Genomic DNA, 19296 nt, shown 5'->3' on the forward strand with positions numbered 1-19296 from the left:
CAAACAGGAGTTGGAAAATAAGGCAAAAAGACGATGGTGTTTTTTGTCGAAATGTAGGAAAATCACAAAGGACTTATTGTAATTCGTGTAAAATATCATCAGCATTCATAACTAGTTTTGCCCCTTGTTGAATAAGAAAATTTGTACCTTTTGATTGCGGAGAAAGAATGGATCCTGGAATGGCAAAGACATCTCGACCTTGCTCTAAAGCTTGATCTGCTGTAATTAACGAGCCACTCTTTTCTTTTGCCTCAATAACTAGGACTGCTTTTGATAAACCGCTAATAATTCGATTACGAGCAGGAAAGTGCCACCGTTGTGGAGGGGTGTTAGGGGGATATTCAGAAACTATTAGTTGTTTTTTCGACATTTGTGAAAATAATTGAAAATTTTCTTTCGGATATAAATGTAAATGGCCCGAACCTAAAACAGCGATCGTCTGACCCGTTGATTGGACGGCTTGCCAGTGAGCTAAAGAATCGATTCCACGAGCAAACCCACTAACTATGGTCCAACCTTCTTTTGACAAAGGTGGAATAATCGAAGATACAGTTTTGCTCCCTATGGGTGTGGGTGTTCTTGTACCAATGACGGCCAAGCGTTTTTCTGATGACATCAAATTCTTTACACCCATTCCATATAAAACAAGAGGTGGATCGTAAATTTGCTCTAATAAGGCAGGATAATCTGAATCTAGAATGGTGTAAGTAAATATATTATTTTGTGCAAGAAAAGTTAGGTATTGTTCAGGGGAGGAGCGCTTTAAATAAGTCGAAATTCTTTGTGTTTTTTCTGTGGATAATTTTAACTGTTTTTGTAAAAGGGTATTAGTGGAATCATAGATTTGCAGTAATTGAGGGTCAATCTTAAGCATAGTTCGAATCATATTTCTAGAGATATCCGAACAACTGTGAATATGAATTAGCCGTTTTCGAAACTCCGACACGAAGAGACCATCCCCTTTTCAATAGGAAGAAAGCCCCCACAAGCCGAGGGCTTTCTTCTTATTTAATTAGTTTGTTACTTTATGTGTGGTACATTTTTCTAGCAATCCCTTTTCTTTTAGAACAGAGATTAATGTTTCGCCCATTACGGATGGTGTCTCAGCTACTTTAATGCCGCAACTTTCCATTGTTTTGATCTTCTCAGCAGCTGTACCTTTCCCGCCTGAGATAATCGCACCAGCATGGCCCATACGCTTTCCAGGAGGTGCTGTTTGACCACCGATGAAGCCAACAACAGGTTTTGTCATATTTGCTTTCACCCATTCAGCTGCTTCCTCTTCTGCTGTTCCACCAATTTCACCAATCATAATGACAGCATACGTATCTGGGTCTTCATTGAATAAATTTAATACATCGATGAAGTCTGTTCCATTAACCGGATCTCCTCCGATCCCAACAGCTGATGATTGACCGATCCCATTTGTAGATAATTGATGTACAGCCTCATACGTAAGAGTACCAGAGCGAGAGACAACGCCAACATGACCTTTTTTATGAATGTATCCTGGCATAATACCAATTTTACATTCTTCCGGTGTAATCACACCTGGGCAGTTTGGTCCAACTAGACGTGTTTTCTTTCCTTCCATGTAACGCTTCACACTAACCATATCCATTACTGGAATTCCCTCTGTAATACAAATGGCTAAATCAAGCTCAGCATCTGTTGCCTCCATGATAGCGTCAGCTGCAAAAGCAGGTGGTACGTAAATAACGGAAGCATTAGCACCAGTTGCTTTCACCGCTTCTTCAACTGTGTTAAATACTGGAATACCTTCAACCTCTGTTCCACCTTTACCAGGTGTAACACCACCAACAATGTTTGTACCGTACTCGACAGCTTGTTGAGTGTGGAATAATCCTGTAGCACCTGTAATCCCTTGTACAATAACTTTTGTATCTTTATTAATGAGGATACTCATCTTTCGTCCCGCCTTTCTATTTCACTAATGAAACGATTTTTTGTGCGCCATCAGCCATTGAATCTGCAGCTGTAATGTTTAAACCTGATTCCTTAAGAATCTTCTTACCAAGTTCAACGTTCGTACCTTCCAAACGTACTACTAGAGGAATCTCAAGTCCAACTTGCTTCGTTGCTTCAACGACTCCTTCAGCAATAATGTCACACTTCATAATACCACCAAAGATGTTAACAAAAATTCCTTTTACACTTTCATCTGAAAGAATGATCTTGAACGCTTCTGTTACCTTTTCTGCAGTTGCACCGCCACCTACATCAAGGAAGTTAGCCGGGTCACCATTATAATGTTTAATGATGTCCATTGTTGCCATCGCAAGACCCGCACCATTAACCATACAACCAATATTTCCATCTAAAGAGATGTAACTTAAGTCGTATTTTGATGCTTCAATTTCTTTTACATCTTCTTCTTCAAGATCACGATATGCTAAAATATCTTTTTGACGGTATAAAGCATTAGAATCAAAGTTTAGCTTCGCATCCAAAGCCATAACTTTGCCATCACCAGTTGTAACAAGTGGATTGATTTCGGCAATTGAGCAATCCTTCTCAACAAACACTTTATAAAGACCTAACATAAATTTCACTGCCTGCCCTACTAACTCTTTAGGGGTGTTAATGTTGAATGCAAGGCGGCGAGCTTGGAACCCTTGCAAACCGACTGCTGGGTCTATTATCTCCTTAAAAATTTTCTCAGGAGTCGCTTCCGCTACTTCTTCAATTTCTGTTCCACCTTCTTCAGACGCCATTAAGACAACTTTTGAAGTGGCACGATCTAATACTAAACCGATGTAATACTCTTTTTGAATATCGCATCCTTCTTCGATAAGTAAGCGCTTTACTTCTTTGCCTTCAGGTCCAGTCTGATGAGTTACTAGTGTCTTACCTAAAATCTCATCTGCATATGTACGAACTTCATCTAAATCTTTAGCAACTTTTACTCCACCGGCTTTCCCGCGTCCACCTGCATGGATTTGTGCTTTAACAACATTAATCTTTGAACCTAATTCCTTTGCTGCTTCTACTGCTTCTTCAACCGAGAACGCTACCTTGCCATTGGGAACAGCAACACCGTACTGGCGAAGCAACTCTTTTCCTTGATACTCGTGGATATTCATTCTCTCTCCATCCTCCTATCAATTGCATGTATTTTCATGCCATTCTAAAACTTTTGAGGTTTAATGGCTGAATCCATCTTTATTCTACCATTGTTTTCACAAATTGGGGAGGGGTAAATCCCTCTCCAATTCAAATTAGTTAAAAAAATGCGACATTTGCCTGCTTTCACGAATTAAAAATCGTAAGTAATTGAATACATATATTGTTCCAACTACCTTCTCCTAGTCCTCTGACGAAGCTTGGTCTGCAGTGTTAGATTGTCGATTTTTTGAGTCATTTTTCCCTTGTTTCTTTTTCTTCTTTTCATTTGATAATTTTTTTATCATTTTACTCATAGCATCTGATTCCTGAATTGAATGGTGAATTCCAAATTCATGTGCATATTCTTCTCTATGTTTTCCTGATGTTGACTTTTGATCTTTCATTGCGCTCCTCCTTGTTAAGTACAATTAAAAAACTAGCATTGGTAGTATGTCCAAGATTTTTCATACTACCAATGCTAGCTGGTTATCCATTCTGATCAATTTTGTAAATAAAAGAAAAGACCTCTGCAACTACTTCATATAATTCACTAGGAATCGATCGATTTACTTCAAGTGTAGCTAACATTTCAACTAAAGATGGATCTTCCTGTATAGGAATGTCATGCTCTTTGGCTTTTGCTATTATTTCTTCAGCGACAAATCCTTGACCTGTTCCAACAACTTTTGGTGATTGGTCTATTTCAGGCTGATAGCGTAGTGCAAAAGCTTTTCTTTTCCTCTCTTTCTTCTCAATTTCATTCATATTCTTAAATCAACTCCTTTGTATAAAGGCACTTTAGTGTAAGTCTGAACAGTTGGATCTCCATCGAAACTCCCTATTTTTTTCCAAGAAACCGTAAAAAGATGATAATGAAGCTCTGATAGACGTTCTTTCAATGATGGTTCAAGCAATTTTAACAAAGTCAAGGGCTTGTCTTGTTCGTTATATATTGAAATTGTCACAATCCGATTTTGCACGTGTACATCAACCATTGTTTCTTCCAATCTTTCAAGTGTTAAGTAAAACAAGATTCGGCAGTAAGAAGGATCCAATTGACCATTTTCCATCTTTTTCCCTTCCCATTTTATAGTTAGGTCCGTTTGACGAGAGCCTAACGTTAAAGGAATATTCAACAATATTTGATGAAGCGGAGTCGTTTGTTCTTGAGAATAAAGTTGATTTGCAGTTATTCTCGCTACTACTTCCTTTGCTTGTTCTTTTAAGATTGGGGGGATTTTCTCTTCTTGCAACTGAATCAATAAGGCTTTTAGTTTTGATGTATAATTCGAGTCCTTCATATACTCCTCTTGAAAAAGACGCATAAGGTCGTGCTCATATTGATAACCAACCATTGATAATACAGCCTTTAAAATTGATCCTGGGTTTCTTGTGATAGCAACACTATTTTCAATAAGAGTCTGAACCAACCTTTCTTCAGACTTGAGCAAGGACTGGTTTGGCAGAGAACTCCAGCGTGAATAGATTTCTTCAGCTTCGATCGGCGTTTGAAACAATCGAAATAATTGTTTGAGTTCAGGAAGACCTTCTTTTCCAGCAGGAACCGATAACTCTCTCATCAACGATTCGAAAAGTAATCTTTTCCCCAAAACACCTTCTTCGCTCTTTATATCGAACGTTGGCCAAAGACTTGTAATAACATGTTGATTTCTCGGATGTTGAACAGCTTGTTGAAAATTTGTTAGTACCTCATCTCTTGATATCCCTACTTGAATTAGACCAAGTCGAGTTAATAGTTTTTCTACCACCTGATTTTCTTCCCTTGCATACATCGTTAATAGCTGAATGATAGGTGACGTTGTTATTTTAACAGGACCTGATTGCAATAGTTGTGTACTTAGCTCGGTTATCTTTCTTGCCACCTTATTTTCTAAGCCTTGCAATTTTTCAGAGAGTTGAAAGATTAATTCACTAAGAGATTTGGGGATTTTAGTAGATTCTAATACTCGGAATGTCTCATAAGATATTGGAATACCTTTTTCAAACATTGCGGCAATTGTATCCATACTTTTATGGTCAACCTGTTTGACATGAGAAAGTAATTGCACGGCATTTGAAATCATCTCTCGGGTAAACGGAATTTGTTTCTTTGCCATATGTTGCAACAAAAGTTCTATTTCTTTCTTTTGCGGCAAGTTAAGTTGTTCAAGTATTTGCTCGCTAGATTGTGACTGACTGTTAGCAACTACTTTTAATTGAGGTAATCCTGTTCCATCCTTCACTTCAAACCAATAACGTTGTCCAACCGTTAATGCAGCTTCAAGACGAGCTGTTAGTTGCATCTTACCTAACGTAAGAGTCGCTATATGATTGGGAAAGATCTTTGTGATTCTGCCTTGAAACAGTTGCCCCGTTTTAAAAGTTATAGCTTTAGGCTGCTGAACTTCACCAATTAAATGATTTTGAATGGAAGGCTGAAACATTATATACGTTCCTCCTATGATATTTGAAGTACTTCTGCTATCGGCTTAAAAGATTTACGGTGTTCTTTCGTTATTCCAAATTTTGATATTGCATCTAGGTGCTCCTTTGTTCCGTATCCCACATGATTACTAAATCCATAGCCAGGAAAATCAAGTGCTATTTCATCCATATAACGATCACGTGTTACTTTAGCTAAAACGGAACTCGCCGCGATGGTAATACTTTTTTGATCCCCTTTTATTAATGACGTTTGTTGGATCGGTAAATCAAGTTTTATCGCATCAAGTAATAAATGATCCGGTTGACAGTTCAGTTCTTTTACTGCCCTTGACATAGCTAGTTTGGTAGACTCATAAATATTAATCTCATCAATTTCGGCTGCGTGTACCATCTGTATAGAATAAGCAATGGCTTTATCTTTAATAACGTCAAAAAACATTTCTCGTTTTTCTTTCGTTAATTTTTTTGAGTCCGTTAAACCTAATAACTTAAAATCCGGCGGTAAAATGACAGCAGCAGCTACAACTGGTCCTGCTAATGGGCCGCGTCCCACCTCGTCTAGTCCTGCAATATGTAAAAACCCATCTTTTCGTAAAGCCGATTCATATTCGGTCATTTTTATATGCATATGTTCCAATGCCGTTTCTTTCTGTTTCATTGTTTCATAGCGTTTTAGTAACTTTTGAACACCTTTGCGCTCATCTTTTTTTAGCAATTCAACCATTTCATCATCGATTTCATTACTGTGGAATATCTTTTCTTCTAATACTTTTATGGAAACATTCACTGACTCTCACCTCTACTATCTATATCGGGTCAAATACATTAACCTATACAGGTATATTTAGCTATTTTTCTTACTTTTAGGTAAATGAAAAAGCCGATCACAAAGCACATATGGCTTGATCACCGGCTCTTTAGTATTTCTCTGGTTTTTCCAACGAGATCCTTCCTAACGTACCCGAACGCATCTCACGTAATATAATTTCAGCAGCCTTGTCATAATCTACATAACCACCACTTAACAAGCACCCACGTTTTTTTCCTATTTCGTCAAAGAGCGCCAAACCATCATCTGGGACATGATCCAACTTATAACGTTGTTGAACCGATGTCGGATAATGATCCTTTAAGTAATTCAATATAAATAAAGCAATATCCTGAAAATCTAAAAGTTCATCTTTAATTGCCCCTGTCGCTGCTAAGCGATACCCAATGATTTGATCTTCAAATTTCGGCCACAAAATACCTGGTGTATCAAGTAGTTCTAGTTCTTTTCCTACTTTAATCCATTGTTGCTTCTTGGTTACACCAGGACGATCCCCCACTTGCGCAGTTCGTTTGGAAGCTAATCGATTAATAAGTGTTGATTTCCCCACATTCGGGATACCTAAAATCATTGCCCGAACAGCTCTAGGCTTCATCCCTTTGGAGATCATTTTATCGAGGATTGGTTTTGCTAACTGTTTACACGCAGTCGGTATTTTTTCCGTTCCTTTTCCTGTTTGTGCATTAACAGCAAGAACCATTGCACCTTTTCCCTCGAAGTGTGCTTTCCACATTTCAGTCACCGACTGGTCTGCTAAGTCAGCCTTATTTAATAAAATTAACCTTGGTTTGTGTGCAACGATCTCATCAATCATTGGATTACGTGAAGCTAATGGAACTCTTGCATCAAGTAGTTCTATGACTACATCTATAAATTTTAACTTTTCGGTGACTTCTCTTCTTGCTTTGGCCATATGACCAGGAAACCATTGAATCGTCACAACTTTCACCTTCCTATTTTGCAATGCGAATATTAGAAACAGGCCAGAACACTACATTAGCTTTCCCAATTACCTCATCAATATGAATCGTTCCAATATCGCGGCTGTCTTTACTTCGACCCCGGTTATCACCGAGTACGAATAGTTCGTCCTCAGGTACCGTAATCGGTTGGAAATCCCTTGTAACACGTTCTCCATTTGATATTAGCTTCATTTCCTCTAGATGAGGCTCATCGATAGATTCTCCATTTACATAGAGGATATCATTCCTATACTCAATTACATCTCCTGGTAAGCCTATCACACGTTTTATATAGTCTTTTCCAGCAGGTGCATGGAAGACGATAATATCAAAACGTTCTGGAGAACCAAAAGAGTAACTTATTTTATTGACAATCATTCGATCATTATGTTCAAGAGTTGGCATCATGGATTCTCCGTCAACGATAACTGGAGCAAATAAAAAATGGCGAATAACAAATGCAAGGACAAGTGCTATAACGACCGCTTTCAGCCACTCCCATGATTCTTTCTTCTCCTTACTCATGCTAACGCCCCCATATGTAACAAATCACAATCATAAGCATTAGTTTACCACATCTACGATTAGATGTCGTTTTATCCACTTATTTAATTAGAGTGAATAAGAATTGTAAAGAAACAAAAGCTGTTTCATTTAAAAAAGAGCTTAGTCTCCTAAGCTCTTTTCCACGCTCTTTATCGAATTTCTTTAATACGAGCTTTTTTACCACGTAGGCTACGTAGGTAGTAAAGTTTAGCACGACGTACTTTACCGCGACGCTTCACTTCGATCTTAGCGATCTTAGGTGAATGTAATGGGAATGTACGCTCAACTCCTACACCGTACGAAATCTTACGCGCTGTGAAAGTTTCGCTGATACCAGTACCGCGACGCTTAATAACAACGCCTTCGAATAACTGAATACGCTCACGAGTTCCCTCAACAACTTTAACGTGGATAACTAAAGTGTCACCAGGACGAAACGCTGGAAGATCACTACGTAGTTGCTCACTAGTAATTTCACGGATAATGTTGTTCATATTATTCCACTCCTTCCATACAGATGCTCTTGAAAGCTTAATACTACAGCGGAACATCGTAATAACAGGCCTTAAGCCACAAGATCTATATTACCATATATAATCTCTATTCACAAGTGCTTTTTACTGTTTTCTAGTAAATTCATCTATCCACTTTTGTTCTTTCTCGCTTAAGTTTTTCCTTTCTAATAGATCAGGTCGTCTCTCCCATGTTCTTTTAAGAGACTCACGAGAACGCCACTCCTCAATATTCTTGTGATGCCCCGATAATAAGATATCAGGAACTCTCATTCCACGATATTCAGCAGGTCTAGTATAATGAGGATGCTCCAATAAACCTGTAGAAAATGAATCTGTTACCGCCGATTCCTCATTTCCAAGAACGCCCGGTAATAACCTTGTTACACTATCAGCAATTACCATTGCCCCGAGTTCTCCTCCAGTTAATACATAATCTCCAATAGACACTTCATCAGTGACTAGATATTCCCTTACTCGTTCATCATAGCCTTCATAGTGCCCACAAAGAAGTATAAGGTGTTCCTCCTTGCTAAATTCTTCTGCCTTCTTTTGAGAATAACGTTCTCCCTGAGGGCATAGCATCACAACTCGAGGTCTCTTTTGCCCTTCTTTTACTAAATCATCGACAGCATCAAAAAAAGGCTGGGCACGTAAGACCATTCCTGCTCCGCCACCATAAGGGTAATCATCGACTTTTCGATGCTTATTATTAGCATAGTCTCTAAAATCAACCACTTGATACGTAACAAGACCTGACTGCTGTGCATGCTTTAATATGGAGGAACCAAAGACATGTGTAAACATTTCTGGGAAAAGTGATAAAACATCTATTCTCATTCTAGTAACCCTTCTAAGACATGAACCTGGATCATTTTATTCTCTACATCTATAACTTTAACAACATCTTCAATATATGGAAGCAATACGTCTTTCCCTCCACCTAAGCGTTGTATTACCCAAACGTCATTTGCACCAGTTGCAAAAATTTCTTTTACTTTGCCAAGCTCATCCCCGGATTCTGTAACAACCGTACATCCAATAATTTCGTGATAGTAAAACTCATTTTCTTCTAGTTCTTCTAAATATTCTTCTGACACATAAAGTGTTGACCCCTTGTAACGTTCTACATCATTAATAGAATGGTACCCTTCAAACTGAAGCAGATCAAAATTTTTATGTGGACGATGATGTCTGACAACAACCACTTCCTGATTGCCACTTTCATCTTTAATCATTAACTCGGTTCCGACTGTGTATCGCTCCTCTACAAAGTCAGTTGACGAAATAACACGCACTTCTCCTCTTACACCATGTGTATTGACAATTTTTCCAACTTTAAACCATTCAGCCATCGCCATTCCTACCTTCTCGAATTTCTTGGATAATGCCATCTTTAACAATAACCTCCGGGGCTTGTTCCCAATTGGGCCAAGGATCTCCCACTTTTATTTCAATAATTCCCTCTTTTGTTCCATCAGGAATTTCTACTCCAAGTATTAATTTATCCAATTGCTCTATTTTAAAAGTTATCGTCTTAACCAATTCTTCTCGCTTCTTTATTTCTCTCATATATCGTGTACGTATTTCTTCTTGTTCATTCTTGTTCATTGTTTCTCTTATTGCTTTATGTAAAAGAAATTTCATCTGTTCAATTTCTCGATTGCATTGTCTTAATTCTTCCTCAAATTGATTTAGCATTGACCTCTTCTTCGTTTCAGTTAACACTTGTTTGATCTGAACTTTACGCAGTAGTTTCATATAGCCCCCCCTGAAATAATGGATGATATTGCAGGTGACAAAAAGAAATCTCATAATATTCTTTTGAATAATGAAGCATTCTCTATAATACAAAAAGGGAGAGGTTATCCCTCACCCTTTCACTTGCGTTACTAATCCACGATGTCTAATCGTATCCGTTGCGATGGGGCTGCGGCATATACTACCGAACGAATCGCTTTAACGGTTCGACCTTGCTTTCCAATGACTTTCCCCATATCGTCCGGATGAACAGTTAATCGTAAGTTAAGGGTTTGCCCCTCTTCTACTTCTTCAACTTGAACAAAATCAGGCTGGTCAACAAGTGCTCTTACCATGTGTTCAACTAACGCTTTCATCTGATTCTCCTTTTAATATGTCATCAAAAAGGGAGAGGCAATGGCTCTACTCACTAAACGTTTACTTAAAACTAAGTAGTAGTTTACCATCTTAAAATAAGAACCCAAAAGTGAGTTACTTTTGGGTTCTTATTCTATTACTTCTGGTTCTTTGCGTTGTGTAACTTTTCCATTAATCCTTCTTTAGAGAAAAGGTTACGAACTGTATCAGAAGGCTTTGCACCTTTTAACATCCAGTCAAGTGCTTTCTCTTCAGCAATGTCAACCTTAGCTGGTTGAGTTAATGGGTTGTACGTTCCGATCTCTTCGATGAAACGACCATCACGCGGTGCGCGAGAATCTGCTACTACTACACGATAAAATGGGGCCTTCTTAGAACCCATACGCTTTAAACGAATTTTTACTGCCATTCGTGGGACACCTCCAAAAATATTCAACACAATAGTTTATAATATCATCAATTTTTCTAGCTTTCAACTAAAAAAATGGATTTCCAAGTTAAAATGGAAGTTTAAAACCTCCAAGACCTTTCCCTCTCTTCTTACCTTTTCCAGAGGTCATACCGGTCATTTGCTTCATCATTTTCTTCATATCCTCAAATTGCTTCAATAGTCGGTTAACATCTTGAATCGTTGTCCCGCTTCCTTTAGCAATTCGACGACGTCTGCTTGCATTCATAATACTTGGGTCTTGTTTTTCTTTTTTAGTCATTGAACGAACAATCGCTTCGACTTTTCCAATTTGCTTGTCGTCAACCTTTAAATCTTTCATGCCTTTTTTATTCATTCCAGGCATCATATTAAGTAACTCATCAAGCGGACCCATATTACGAACTTGATCTAACTGCTCTAGAAAATCGTCAAATGAGAAATCCATTGTCCGCATTTTCTTTTCAAGCTCGCGTGCTTTTTCTTCATCGACACTTGTTTGTGCCTTTTCAATTAACGAAAGTACATCACCCATCCCAAGAATCCTTGACGCCATGCGATCTGGATGGAATGGTTCGAGTTGGTCGATTTTCTCTCCCATCCCCGCGAACTTAATTGGTGTATTCGTTACTGCTTTAACTGAGATGGCAGCACCACCACGAGTATCACCATCGAGTTTCGTTAGAACAACACCCGTTACATCAAGCTGTTCATTGAAGCTTTCTGCAACATTTACAGCATCTTGTCCTGTCATTGCATCAACAACAAGTAAAATCTCATCAGGTTTAGCTATTTCTTTTACTTGCTTTAACTCATCCATTAGAGTTTCATCGATATGCAAACGACCCGCTGTATCAATTAAAACATAATCATGATGATCTTCCTTTGCCTTTTCAATTGCTTGCTTTGCAATCTCGACCGGACTTACTTGATCACCAAGTGAGAAGACAGGCATATTTAATTGCTTTCCTAACGTCTCTAACTGCTTGATTGCAGCAGGTCGATAGATATCAGCAGCAACGAGCATTGGCTGTCTATTATGCTTCTTACGTAAGTGATTAGCAAGCTTAGCAGTAGTTGTTGTCTTACCAGCACCTTGAAGACCGACCATCATAACGACTGTTGGTGACTTCGGTGCAACAGCAATCTTGCTTTGTTCTCCTCCCATTAATGCTGTTAACTCTTCATTAACAACTTTAATGACTTGTTGTCCTGGCGTTAAGCTTTTCATCACTTCTTGCCCGAGTGCTTTTTCTTTGACACTCGCAATGAATTGTTTGACAACTTTAAAGTTAACATCCGCTTCAAGCAAAGCTAGCCGAACTTCACGCATCATTTCTTTTACGTCCGTTTCGCTTACTTTCCCTTTTCCGCGGATTTTGGTTAACGTCCCTTGCAGTCGTTCCGCTAAACCTTCAAATGCCATGTTGTCGCCTCCTAGTCTAATTTCTCAAGAGAGTCAAGCAGTGACATGATCTCTTCAGGAGTCGCGTTTTTCTCAACTGCTGATTTCATTTGAGTTAAGAGCTCCGTACGCTTCTCGAATTTCGATAAAAGCATCAACTTCTTTTCGTAATCTTCTAACATTGCTTCTGTGCGCTTAATGTTATCATATACGGCTTGGCGGCTAACTTCAAATTCCTCAGCAATCTCACCTAACGAGAAATCATCAAGATAATACAATGACATATATTTTCGTTGTTTCTGTGTTAGCAATGACTGGTAGAAGTCAAAAAGATAATTCATTCTAAACGTCTTATCTAACACACAACCAACTCCTTGTTAAGTGATTTCCCTTTACGAGATATCATGTTACAACATCTAGGTTTACGTGTCAAGTTTTTTTCTTAACATTACATTCCAATAACAAAAGCTTCTATAAGCCGTAGCCCCAGTTCCCTAAAAAAATCATAGATCATTTTATGTTATAAAACGAGAAACCGCACTTATCATTGTACGGTCTCAAGCATATCTAGCTGGTTATTCTTCTACTTCCTCTGCTTCCACTAATTCACGGAATAACCCGTACACAAACTGTTCTGCATCAAACGCTTGAAGGTCATCCATTTGTTCACCTAAGCCAACAAACTTAACAGGGATATCAAGTTCATGTCGAATCGCTAGTACAATCCCTCCCTTAGCTGTTCCGTCAAGCTTCGTCAAAACAATCCCTGAAACGTTAGTAGCTTGTCCGAATGTCTTCGCTTGTGACATGGCATTTTGTCCTGTTGTTGCATCTAAAACAAGTAACACTTCATGTGGTGCTCCTGGGACTTCACGTTCAATAACACGCTTCACCTTCTCTAATTCATTCATCAAATTGACTTTGTTTTGAAGTCGTCCTGCCGTATCGCATAATAAAACATCGATATTGCGTGATTTTGCAGCCTGCACGGCATCATACATAACAGCAGCCGGATCCGATCCTTCTTGCTGCTTAATCACATCCACTCCAACACGATCTCCCCACACTTCAAGCTGTTCAATTGCACCTGCACGGAATGTATCTCCAGCTGCCAACATAACGGATTTACCTTGCTGCTTTAAATGATGCGCTAGTTTTCCAATCGACGTCGTTTTTCCTACACCATTTACACCTACTACTAAAATAACCGTCATCTCGTTTTCTTGAATGTTTAAATGAGTATCATCGCCTTCTTTTTCCAACAATTCGGCTAGTTTCTCTGAAATTACAGGCTGAACTTCTTTTGTGTCTTTAATGTTACGTAAACGCACTTCATCTTTTAGTTGGTCTATTAACTCCATTACTGTTGTCACACCAACATCGGAACTGATTAGTAACTCTTCCAATTCCTCAAAAAAATCTTCATCAACTTTCCGATACTTATAAACAAGCTCGTTCATACGCCCAACAAAAGAATCACGCGTTTTTTCAAGCCCTTCTTTAAATTTGTCCGTAACTTCAGTAGTCTGGTTTGTAATTTTTTCTTTTAATTTTTTAAAAAAGCTCATATTTTCACCTTACCTTTTTTTAATTGATTCCTTACTGCCTGTTTAAGGAACGTGCCTTTTTTATTCCTGTGTTAACAATTCTTTAGTTTCTTCTAATCTGACTGAAACAAGACGGGATACACCCGATTCTTGCATCGTGACACCATACAATACATCTGCTTCTTCCATCGTCCCTTTTCGATGAGTGATTACGATAAACTGCGTCGCTTCACTGAAATCTTTTAAGAAATTCGCAAATCGACTAACGTTTGCCTCATCAAGAGCAGCTTCCACTTCATCCAACACACAAAACGGCACCGGACGGACTTTTAAAATAGCAAAAAGCAAACCAATTGCAGTTAAGGAACGTTCTCCACCTGACAACAAGGCTAAGTTTTGCATTTTTTTGCCCGGCGGCTTTGCAAGAATTTCAACCCCTGTCTCCAATAAATTATCCGGCTCTGTTAATACTAAATCAGCTTGTCCTCCGCCAAATAACTCTCTAAAAACGGATTGGAAATGAGAACGAATTTGTACGTAAGAATCACGGAATCTCTTCGTCATTTCTTCATCCATTTCTGCGATGACATCGTGTAATGTTGCTTTAGCCGTTAGTAAGTCCTTTTGTTGTTCTGTCAAAAATTCAAACCTCTCACGAACCCGCTCATATTCTTCAATCGCACCTAAATTGACATTCCCTAATTCTTCAATTGCAAGCTTAATTAACTTCACTTTCGTTCGCGCTTCTTCAGGAGGCATGGCTAACTCATAGGTTTCTTTTGCAGCTTGAAAAGAAAGCTCGTACTCTTCACGTAGATGTGTTAACCGATTGTCTAGCTCAACATCCATCCGGTTTACTTTCACCTCTATTTTACGACACTCGTCAGCTAACGTCACATGCTCCGTTTGCTGGATTTTTAACGTCTGTTCAAGATCCGCGTAAGCCTGTTCTACTTCCTCGCGCTCATCTTTCATTTGAGTAATAACCTTCGTTAGTTTTTCCTTCTGTTTCCGTCCTTCTTCGATTCTTGTATCAAGGCTAGTCTCCCCATTTGAACGATCGGACATTTCTCCAATAAGTAATTCAAAATGGTCCTTAAGTTCTACTAGTTCTTCTTCTAATCTTGATTTTGTAATCGTAAGTTGTTTCGCACGCGCTTCAACTGAATAAAACCGTTCTTTTGCAGTAGCTAAATCAATTTTCTCTTGAATTAACTCTTCTTGAAGTTTGTCTCTTGATTTTCGCTGTTCTAGCTGCTGCTGCTCAAGTTCTTTTACTTGCTTTTCTAATTCGGTTCCTTGTTTGGCTGCCGCTTTAGCTGCCTCCTCAAGTTCTGACAAACGTGTAGTTAGCCGCTTAATTTCGTCTAAGTACCCGATTTTATCTCGATCAAAGCGAGAAAATTGATCTTGAGATCTTTCGACCTCGCGTTCAAGTTCACGAACAGATGACTTCGCTTCTTGAACAGTATGTCTCGCTTGTTCCCCCTTTGTTCGAAGCTCTTCCAAAGCTTGCTCTTTTTGGATTCGCATTTGTTTTAAGTCTCGAACTTCTGCTTCAAGCTGGCTTGTTACAGTAGCGAGCTTTTGTAACTTTCCTTTTAAATCGTCAAGTTCTCTTTTTCGACCAAGTAACGGGGTTTGTTTTTGCTTCACAGAACCTCCTGTCATTGAACCACCTGGGTTAACAACATCTCCTTCAAGTGTAACGATTCTCAATCGGTGACCGGAAATCTTCGCCAATTCATTCGCCCCTTGAAGAGATTTCGCAATAATTACGTTTCCAAGTAAATTTGAAATGACGGATGCATACGTTTTCTCATAAGTAACCAATTTGGCAGCAACGCCTACAAAAGCTTGATGCTTTTCCAGTTGGTCTCGTTGAAAGCCAGATATCTCCTTAGGTTTAATGACAGGTAAAGGAAGGAACGTAGCCCTGCCAATTCGATTTTGTTTTAAAAATTGAATCGCCAGCCTTGCATCTGCTTCAGATTCCATTACAATGTGCTGAGACGATCCCCCTAAAGCAATTTCAATAGCTGTCTCATACTCTTTTGGAACTTGAATCAGTTCTGCTACAGCCCCCATTACACCTTTTAATTGACCATTTCTTGCTTTTAATATTTCTTTAACACCATGAAAGAAGCCTGAGAAGTCAGCTTGCATTTCTTCCAATACATCGGCACGAGATTGGATTTTCTGTGTCATTTGATATGTTTCATATAACTGTGTTTCTTTTTTCTGATAACGTTCCTTCTCTTGTTCGTAGGTTCGTTGTAAATGACGATAATCTTCACCCACTTTTTCAAGAGTTTGTTCTTCTGACAAAGCCTTTTGCTTAGCTGCTTCAAGCTTTGTCATTAGTTCCTCTCGCGTGGAAAGCAAATCTTCATTTTCAACTAATAAACGTTCTTGTCTCATTTCTTGCTTCTGTAATTGTTCTTCTAAGTAACGTTTTTCATTTCGAATGCTCGCCTGTTCATTTAATACCTCAATATAATCTGCCTTGAGCTGATCAATTTCTTCTTCCACATCAGTAACTGAACGGTCAACCACATGTTGTTTTTTTTCAACCGCCTCTTTTAATGAAGTTAATTTCTGACGTGCACCCTTTAGAGCAACTTGCTCCGTTTCCCACTCAACAAAGACCTTCTCTAACTGCAATGTTTTGTCATCGATCGAGCGTGCAAGCTGGTCTTTATTTTGAGAAGCATTCTTTTTCCGCTCTTTTAACACTTCTCGTTTCCCTTCACTCTTTTCAAGCTCTTCACTTGCGTAAAGTAATTCCTCTTGTAACTTTGTGAATTGAGATGATAACCAACTCGTTTTCTCACGTAAAGAGATACGTAACTGCTCCATTTCTTCAAGCTTTTTTTGACGCTCTTCATAAGTTAGTAATAGATTCTGAAGTTTTTCTTTCTCACATGTCCATGTTTCATGCAGTTCATCTATTTCATGTACTAATAAAGCGATATCCACTTCTTTTAATTCATCGCGTTTATGTAAATAATCTTTAGCAATAGAAGCTTGAATTTCTAATGGTTCTACTTGACCTTCTAATTCATGCAAGATATCTTCTACACGATACAGATTTTCCTGTGTTTCTCGCAAGCGTTTTTCAGCTTTCACTTTTCTTGTTTTATATTTTAATACCCCTGCTGCTTCTTCAAAAATCACTCGGCGATCTTCCGCTTTATTGCTTAATATCTCTTCTACTTTTCCTTGACCAATTATCGAGTAAGCTTCTCTTCCTAACCCTGAGTCTAGAAATAAATCTACGATATCTTTCAGTCGGCAGGCTTGCTTATTTATCAAGTATTCACTTTCACCTGAGCGGTAAACCCGTCTCGTTACACTCACTTCACTATAATCTATCGAAAGGTGTTGATCCTCATTATCTAAAATTAGACTAACTTCTGCGTAATTTAATGGCTTCCTGCTATCGCTACCAGCAAAAATAATATCTTCCATTTTTGATCCGCGTAATGACTTTGCAGATTGTTCACCTAGCACCCACCTGATGCTATCTGAAATGTTACTTTTCCCACTTCCATTTGGTCCAACCACCGCTGTAACCCCTGGTACAAAATCTATATTGATTTGTTCAGCAAAAGATTTGAACCCAACGACTTCAAGCCGCTTGAGGAACATATTCCTTCCCCCTTACTTTAATTAACAACTAACCTATTTTACCACAGCCTGCACCTTTATCACAGATGGACAGGACAAACGGATAAGTCTATGATACGATACATACATAAACCAACCATAGGGGTGAAATGAGTTAATGAATTTAGATGTAAACACACGTGATAATATTGAATTTATGATTGAAGAAATTAAAAACAAATTACAAATTGTTAACGCAGCTGCCTTAAATTCAAAAAGCTTCGATACAGAACAGTATGAAGAACTTCGTGATATTTATGAAATGATCCAAAAGAAATCATCTTTTTCTGTCAGTGAGCTTGATGCTATTGTCACAGAATTGGGCAAACTCCGTAAATAGAGTTACTACCAAACAAAAAAATGTCCTCTCGATTATGATGCATGAGAGGACATTTTTTTATTTTAGCTTGTCTTGCTCACTTAACTTCATCAAAGCCTGTTGAGCAGCATGTTGTTCTGCTTCCTTCTTTGAACGTCCTGTTCCAATCCCAAGAGCAGATTCATTCAATTGCACTTCTGAGACAAACTCTCGATTATGTGCAGGCCCCCGTTCCTGTACGATGATATATTGGATTTGTCCCAGGTTATCTCGTTGAATGAACTCTTGAAGCTGACTTTTGAAATCCATCATATGAGAAAAAGCACCATCATTTATTTTTGGATACATCGTATCATTCAAAAATTTAAAAACGGAATCCAACCCTTGATCTAGATAAAGAGCACCTATAAACGCTTCAAAGACGTCTGCTAACAATGCAGGTCTAGCGCGTCCACCTGTCATCTCTTCGCCCTTGCCAAGCAAGACAATTTCTCCAAAGTTTAATTCTTGAGCAAATCGCGCTAGGGAAGGCTCGCAAACAATCGACGCACGCAATTTGGTCATATCCCCTTCACTCATCGTCTTAAATTTCTTAAATAAAAACTGCGACACAGAAAGTTCAAGGACAGCATCCCCAAGAAATTCTAATCGTTCATTATCTTGAAAAGAATAGATTCGGTGCTCATTCACATAGGATGAATGGGTGAAAGCTTGAATTAATAGCTTTTTGTTTTCAAAAGTCAACTCAGTTCGTTGCATTAAATCATCAAACTTTTTTTTCTGTTCTTCAGTAAGAATCATCTTGCGATTTCCCCGTCTTCGCTCGTTCGAATAATGGGACTTCGATTTCCGGTGATATTTCGAAGATTGTGGCATAGCTACCTCCAACATCAAAAATTTGCACCCAACGCTTTGCCTTTGGACAACTCATTGGTCTTGTAATAATTTGTAAAGCAAGTCCCACATGGCAAAAGCATATGGGACTTTCCTTCTTACTGACGGCTGTTTATGTAATCAACTACATCAGCTACAGTTGAAATTTTCTCAGCTTCCTCATCAGAGATTTCTAGATCAAACTCATCTTCAAGTTCCATAACTAGTTCAACAACATCTAATGAATCAGCTCCTAAATCATCTTTAAAAGAAGCTTCTAGTTTCACTTCTGCTTCTTCCACACCTAGACGATCAACAACGATTTTTGTAACACGTGATAATGTATCTGCCATGTTTCGTTCACCCCCTCTCAAAATTAACTTACCTAACTTAAATGCTCAAGCTAGTGTTGAAGGCTAGGAAAAGTTTACCGATGAACTCCCTTTCTGTCAACCTGAATTTTATTAGTTACTTTAAAAAGTGAGAAACACCAGCAACATGCGTGCGTACATGGTTGC

Annotated in this window: 22 protein-coding genes; 1 reads left to right on the plus strand and 21 read right to left on the minus strand. The window is 38.6% G+C overall.

Features of this window, described 5'->3' with window-relative positions; translation table 11 throughout:
* Positions 1–73: 73 nt before the first annotated feature.
* From dprA to smc, 19 genes are all read right to left on the minus strand, one after another.
* Positions 74–946, minus strand: coding sequence for a DNA-processing protein DprA (dprA, locus tag LQ50_RS12335; RefSeq protein WP_034629667.1), 873 nt, complete (start codon positions 944–946; stop codon positions 74–76).
* A 66-nt stretch (positions 947–1012) separates the two neighbouring features.
* Entirely contained in the window at positions 1013–1927 is a 915-nt protein-coding gene (gene sucD, locus LQ50_RS12340; RefSeq protein WP_034629669.1) for a succinate--CoA ligase subunit alpha, read from the minus strand.
* 16 nt (positions 1928–1943) lie between these two features.
* On the minus strand, positions 1944–3104 hold the full coding sequence (gene sucC, locus LQ50_RS12345) for an ADP-forming succinate--CoA ligase subunit beta (protein WP_034629672.1): 1161 nt from the start codon (positions 3102–3104) through the stop codon (positions 1944–1946).
* A gap of 222 nt (positions 3105–3326) precedes the next feature.
* Positions 3327–3530 (minus strand): hypothetical protein, encoded by a 204-nt coding sequence (locus tag LQ50_RS12350; RefSeq protein ID WP_034629674.1) that lies wholly within the window; start codon positions 3528–3530, stop codon positions 3327–3329.
* Positions 3531–3612: 82 nt separating this feature from the next.
* Entirely contained in the window at positions 3613–3891 is a 279-nt protein-coding gene (locus LQ50_RS12355; RefSeq protein WP_034629676.1) for an EscU/YscU/HrcU family type III secretion system export apparatus switch protein, read from the minus strand.
* Positions 3888–5570 (minus strand): hypothetical protein, encoded by a 1683-nt coding sequence (locus LQ50_RS12360; RefSeq protein WP_034629678.1) that lies wholly within the window; start codon positions 5568–5570, stop codon positions 3888–3890. Before LQ50_RS12360 ends, LQ50_RS12355 begins: the two co-directional genes overlap by 4 nt.
* A 14-nt stretch (positions 5571–5584) precedes the next feature.
* Positions 5585–6358 carry a ribonuclease HII gene (gene rnhB / locus LQ50_RS12365; RefSeq protein WP_034629680.1) on the minus strand — a complete coding sequence of 258 codons (774 nt, stop codon included), beginning with the start codon at positions 6356–6358 and terminating at the stop codon, positions 5585–5587.
* 130 nt (positions 6359–6488) lie between these two features.
* Positions 6489–7340 carry a ribosome biogenesis GTPase YlqF gene (gene ylqF, locus LQ50_RS12370; RefSeq protein ID WP_034629682.1) on the minus strand — a complete coding sequence of 284 codons (852 nt, stop codon included), beginning with the start codon at positions 7338–7340 and terminating at the stop codon, positions 6489–6491.
* Positions 7341–7353: 13 nt separating this feature from the next.
* A complete protein-coding gene (gene lepB / locus LQ50_RS12375) occupies positions 7354–7887 on the minus strand; it encodes a signal peptidase I (RefSeq protein ID WP_034629684.1) in 534 nt (177 codons plus the stop codon).
* Positions 7888–8057: 170 nt separating this feature from the next.
* A complete protein-coding gene (gene rplS, locus LQ50_RS12380; RefSeq protein ID WP_034629686.1) occupies positions 8058–8402 on the minus strand; it encodes a 50S ribosomal protein L19 in 345 nt (114 codons plus the stop codon).
* A 123-nt stretch (positions 8403–8525) separates the two neighbouring features.
* Complete coding sequence (gene trmD / locus LQ50_RS12385; protein WP_034629688.1) at positions 8526–9260, minus strand: tRNA (guanosine(37)-N1)-methyltransferase TrmD; 735 nt, start codon at positions 9258–9260, stop codon at positions 8526–8528.
* On the minus strand, positions 9257–9775 hold the full coding sequence (gene rimM, locus LQ50_RS12390) for a ribosome maturation factor RimM (protein WP_034629690.1): 519 nt from the start codon (positions 9773–9775) through the stop codon (positions 9257–9259). The genes trmD and rimM overlap by 4 nt, the downstream gene beginning before the upstream one ends.
* Positions 9768–10181 (minus strand): YlqD family protein, encoded by a 414-nt coding sequence (locus LQ50_RS12395; RefSeq protein WP_034629693.1) that lies wholly within the window; start codon positions 10179–10181, stop codon positions 9768–9770. The genes rimM and LQ50_RS12395 overlap by 8 nt, the downstream gene beginning before the upstream one ends.
* Before the next feature lie 131 nt (positions 10182–10312).
* Positions 10313–10537 (minus strand): KH domain-containing protein, encoded by a 225-nt coding sequence (locus LQ50_RS12400; RefSeq protein WP_034629694.1) that lies wholly within the window; start codon positions 10535–10537, stop codon positions 10313–10315.
* Positions 10538–10674: 137 nt separating this feature from the next.
* Positions 10675–10947: a 30S ribosomal protein S16 gene (gene rpsP / locus LQ50_RS12405; protein WP_034629696.1), complete on the minus strand. Its 273-nt coding sequence runs from the start codon at positions 10945–10947 to the stop codon at positions 10675–10677.
* A gap of 88 nt (positions 10948–11035) precedes the next feature.
* Positions 11036–12391 (minus strand): signal recognition particle protein, encoded by a 1356-nt coding sequence (gene ffh / locus LQ50_RS12410; protein WP_034629699.1) that lies wholly within the window; start codon positions 12389–12391, stop codon positions 11036–11038.
* Between the two features lie 11 nt (positions 12392–12402).
* Complete coding sequence (locus tag LQ50_RS12415) at positions 12403–12711, minus strand: putative DNA-binding protein (RefSeq protein ID WP_373279203.1); 309 nt, start codon at positions 12709–12711, stop codon at positions 12403–12405.
* A gap of 234 nt (positions 12712–12945) precedes the next feature.
* Entirely contained in the window at positions 12946–13938 is a 993-nt protein-coding gene (ftsY, locus tag LQ50_RS12420; RefSeq protein ID WP_034629705.1) for a signal recognition particle-docking protein FtsY, read from the minus strand.
* Positions 13939–13998: 60 nt separating this feature from the next.
* Positions 13999–17568 (minus strand): chromosome segregation protein SMC, encoded by a 3570-nt coding sequence (smc, locus tag LQ50_RS12425; protein ID WP_034629707.1) that lies wholly within the window; start codon positions 17566–17568, stop codon positions 13999–14001.
* A 136-nt stretch (positions 17569–17704) separates the two neighbouring features.
* Here smc and LQ50_RS12430 point away from each other — a divergent pair, with 136 nt between their 5' ends.
* On the plus strand, positions 17705–17926 hold the full coding sequence (locus LQ50_RS12430) for a DUF1128 domain-containing protein (protein WP_034629709.1): 222 nt from the start codon (positions 17705–17707) through the stop codon (positions 17924–17926).
* Between the two features lie 57 nt (positions 17927–17983).
* Here LQ50_RS12430 and rnc read toward each other — a convergent pair whose 3' ends face one another.
* Both rnc and acpP read right to left on the minus strand, forming a co-directional pair.
* Positions 17984–18706 carry a ribonuclease III gene (rnc, locus tag LQ50_RS12435; RefSeq protein WP_034629714.1) on the minus strand — a complete coding sequence of 241 codons (723 nt, stop codon included), beginning with the start codon at positions 18704–18706 and terminating at the stop codon, positions 17984–17986.
* 191 nt (positions 18707–18897) lie between these two features.
* Positions 18898–19131: an acyl carrier protein gene (acpP, locus tag LQ50_RS12440; RefSeq protein ID WP_034629715.1), complete on the minus strand. Its 234-nt coding sequence runs from the start codon at positions 19129–19131 to the stop codon at positions 18898–18900.
* Positions 19132–19296: the final 165 nt, after the last annotated feature.

The sequence above is a fragment of the Halalkalibacter okhensis genome (assembly GCF_000787375.1).
In the GTDB taxonomy this organism is placed as follows: Bacteria; Bacillota; Bacilli; order Bacillales; family Bacillaceae_D; genus Halalkalibacter; species Halalkalibacter okhensis.

Coding starts and splice junctions, on each gene's coding strand:
- ftsY (WP_034629705.1), bottom strand. CDS start 13,938: ATGAGCTTTTTTAAAAAATTAAAAGAAAAAATTACAAACCAGACTACT.
- rimM (WP_034629690.1), bottom strand. CDS start 9,775: ATGGCTGAATGGTTTAAAGTTGGAAAAATTGTCAATACACATGGTGTA.
- rpsP (WP_034629696.1), bottom strand. CDS start 10,947: ATGGCAGTAAAAATTCGTTTAAAGCGTATGGGTTCTAAGAAGGCCCCA.
- LQ50_RS12395 (WP_034629693.1), bottom strand. CDS start 10,181: ATGAAACTACTGCGTAAAGTTCAGATCAAACAAGTGTTAACTGAAACG.
- smc (WP_034629707.1), bottom strand. CDS start 17,568: ATGTTCCTCAAGCGGCTTGAAGTCGTTGGGTTCAAATCTTTTGCTGAA.
- sucD (WP_034629669.1), bottom strand. CDS start 1,927: ATGAGTATCCTCATTAATAAAGATACAAAAGTTATTGTACAAGGGATT.
- rnc (WP_034629714.1), bottom strand. CDS start 18,706: ATGATTCTTACTGAAGAACAGAAAAAAAAGTTTGATGATTTAATGCAA.
- trmD (WP_034629688.1), bottom strand. CDS start 9,260: ATGAGAATAGATGTTTTATCACTTTTCCCAGAAATGTTTACACATGTC.
- LQ50_RS12415 (WP_373279203.1), bottom strand. CDS start 12,711: ATGAATTATCTTTTTGACTTCTACCAGTCATTGCTAACACAGAAACAA.
- LQ50_RS12360 (WP_034629678.1), bottom strand. CDS start 5,570: ATGTTTCAGCCTTCCATTCAAAATCATTTAATTGGTGAAGTTCAGCAG.
- LQ50_RS12430 (WP_034629709.1), top strand. CDS start 17,705: ATGAATTTAGATGTAAACACACGTGATAATATTGAATTTATGATTGAA.
- sucC (WP_034629672.1), bottom strand. CDS start 3,104: ATGAATATCCACGAGTATCAAGGAAAAGAGTTGCTTCGCCAGTACGGT.
- acpP (WP_034629715.1), bottom strand. CDS start 19,131: ATGGCAGATACATTATCACGTGTTACAAAAATCGTTGTTGATCGTCTA.
- LQ50_RS12400 (WP_034629694.1), bottom strand. CDS start 10,537: ATGAAAGCGTTAGTTGAACACATGGTAAGAGCACTTGTTGACCAGCCT.
- LQ50_RS12355 (WP_034629676.1), bottom strand. CDS start 3,891: ATGAATGAAATTGAGAAGAAAGAGAGGAAAAGAAAAGCTTTTGCACTA.
- LQ50_RS12350 (WP_034629674.1), bottom strand. CDS start 3,530: ATGAAAGATCAAAAGTCAACATCAGGAAAACATAGAGAAGAATATGCA.
- lepB (WP_034629684.1), bottom strand. CDS start 7,887: ATGAGTAAGGAGAAGAAAGAATCATGGGAGTGGCTGAAAGCGGTCGTT.
- ffh (WP_034629699.1), bottom strand. CDS start 12,391: ATGGCATTTGAAGGTTTAGCGGAACGACTGCAAGGGACGTTAACCAAA.
- rplS (WP_034629686.1), bottom strand. CDS start 8,402: ATGAACAACATTATCCGTGAAATTACTAGTGAGCAACTACGTAGTGAT.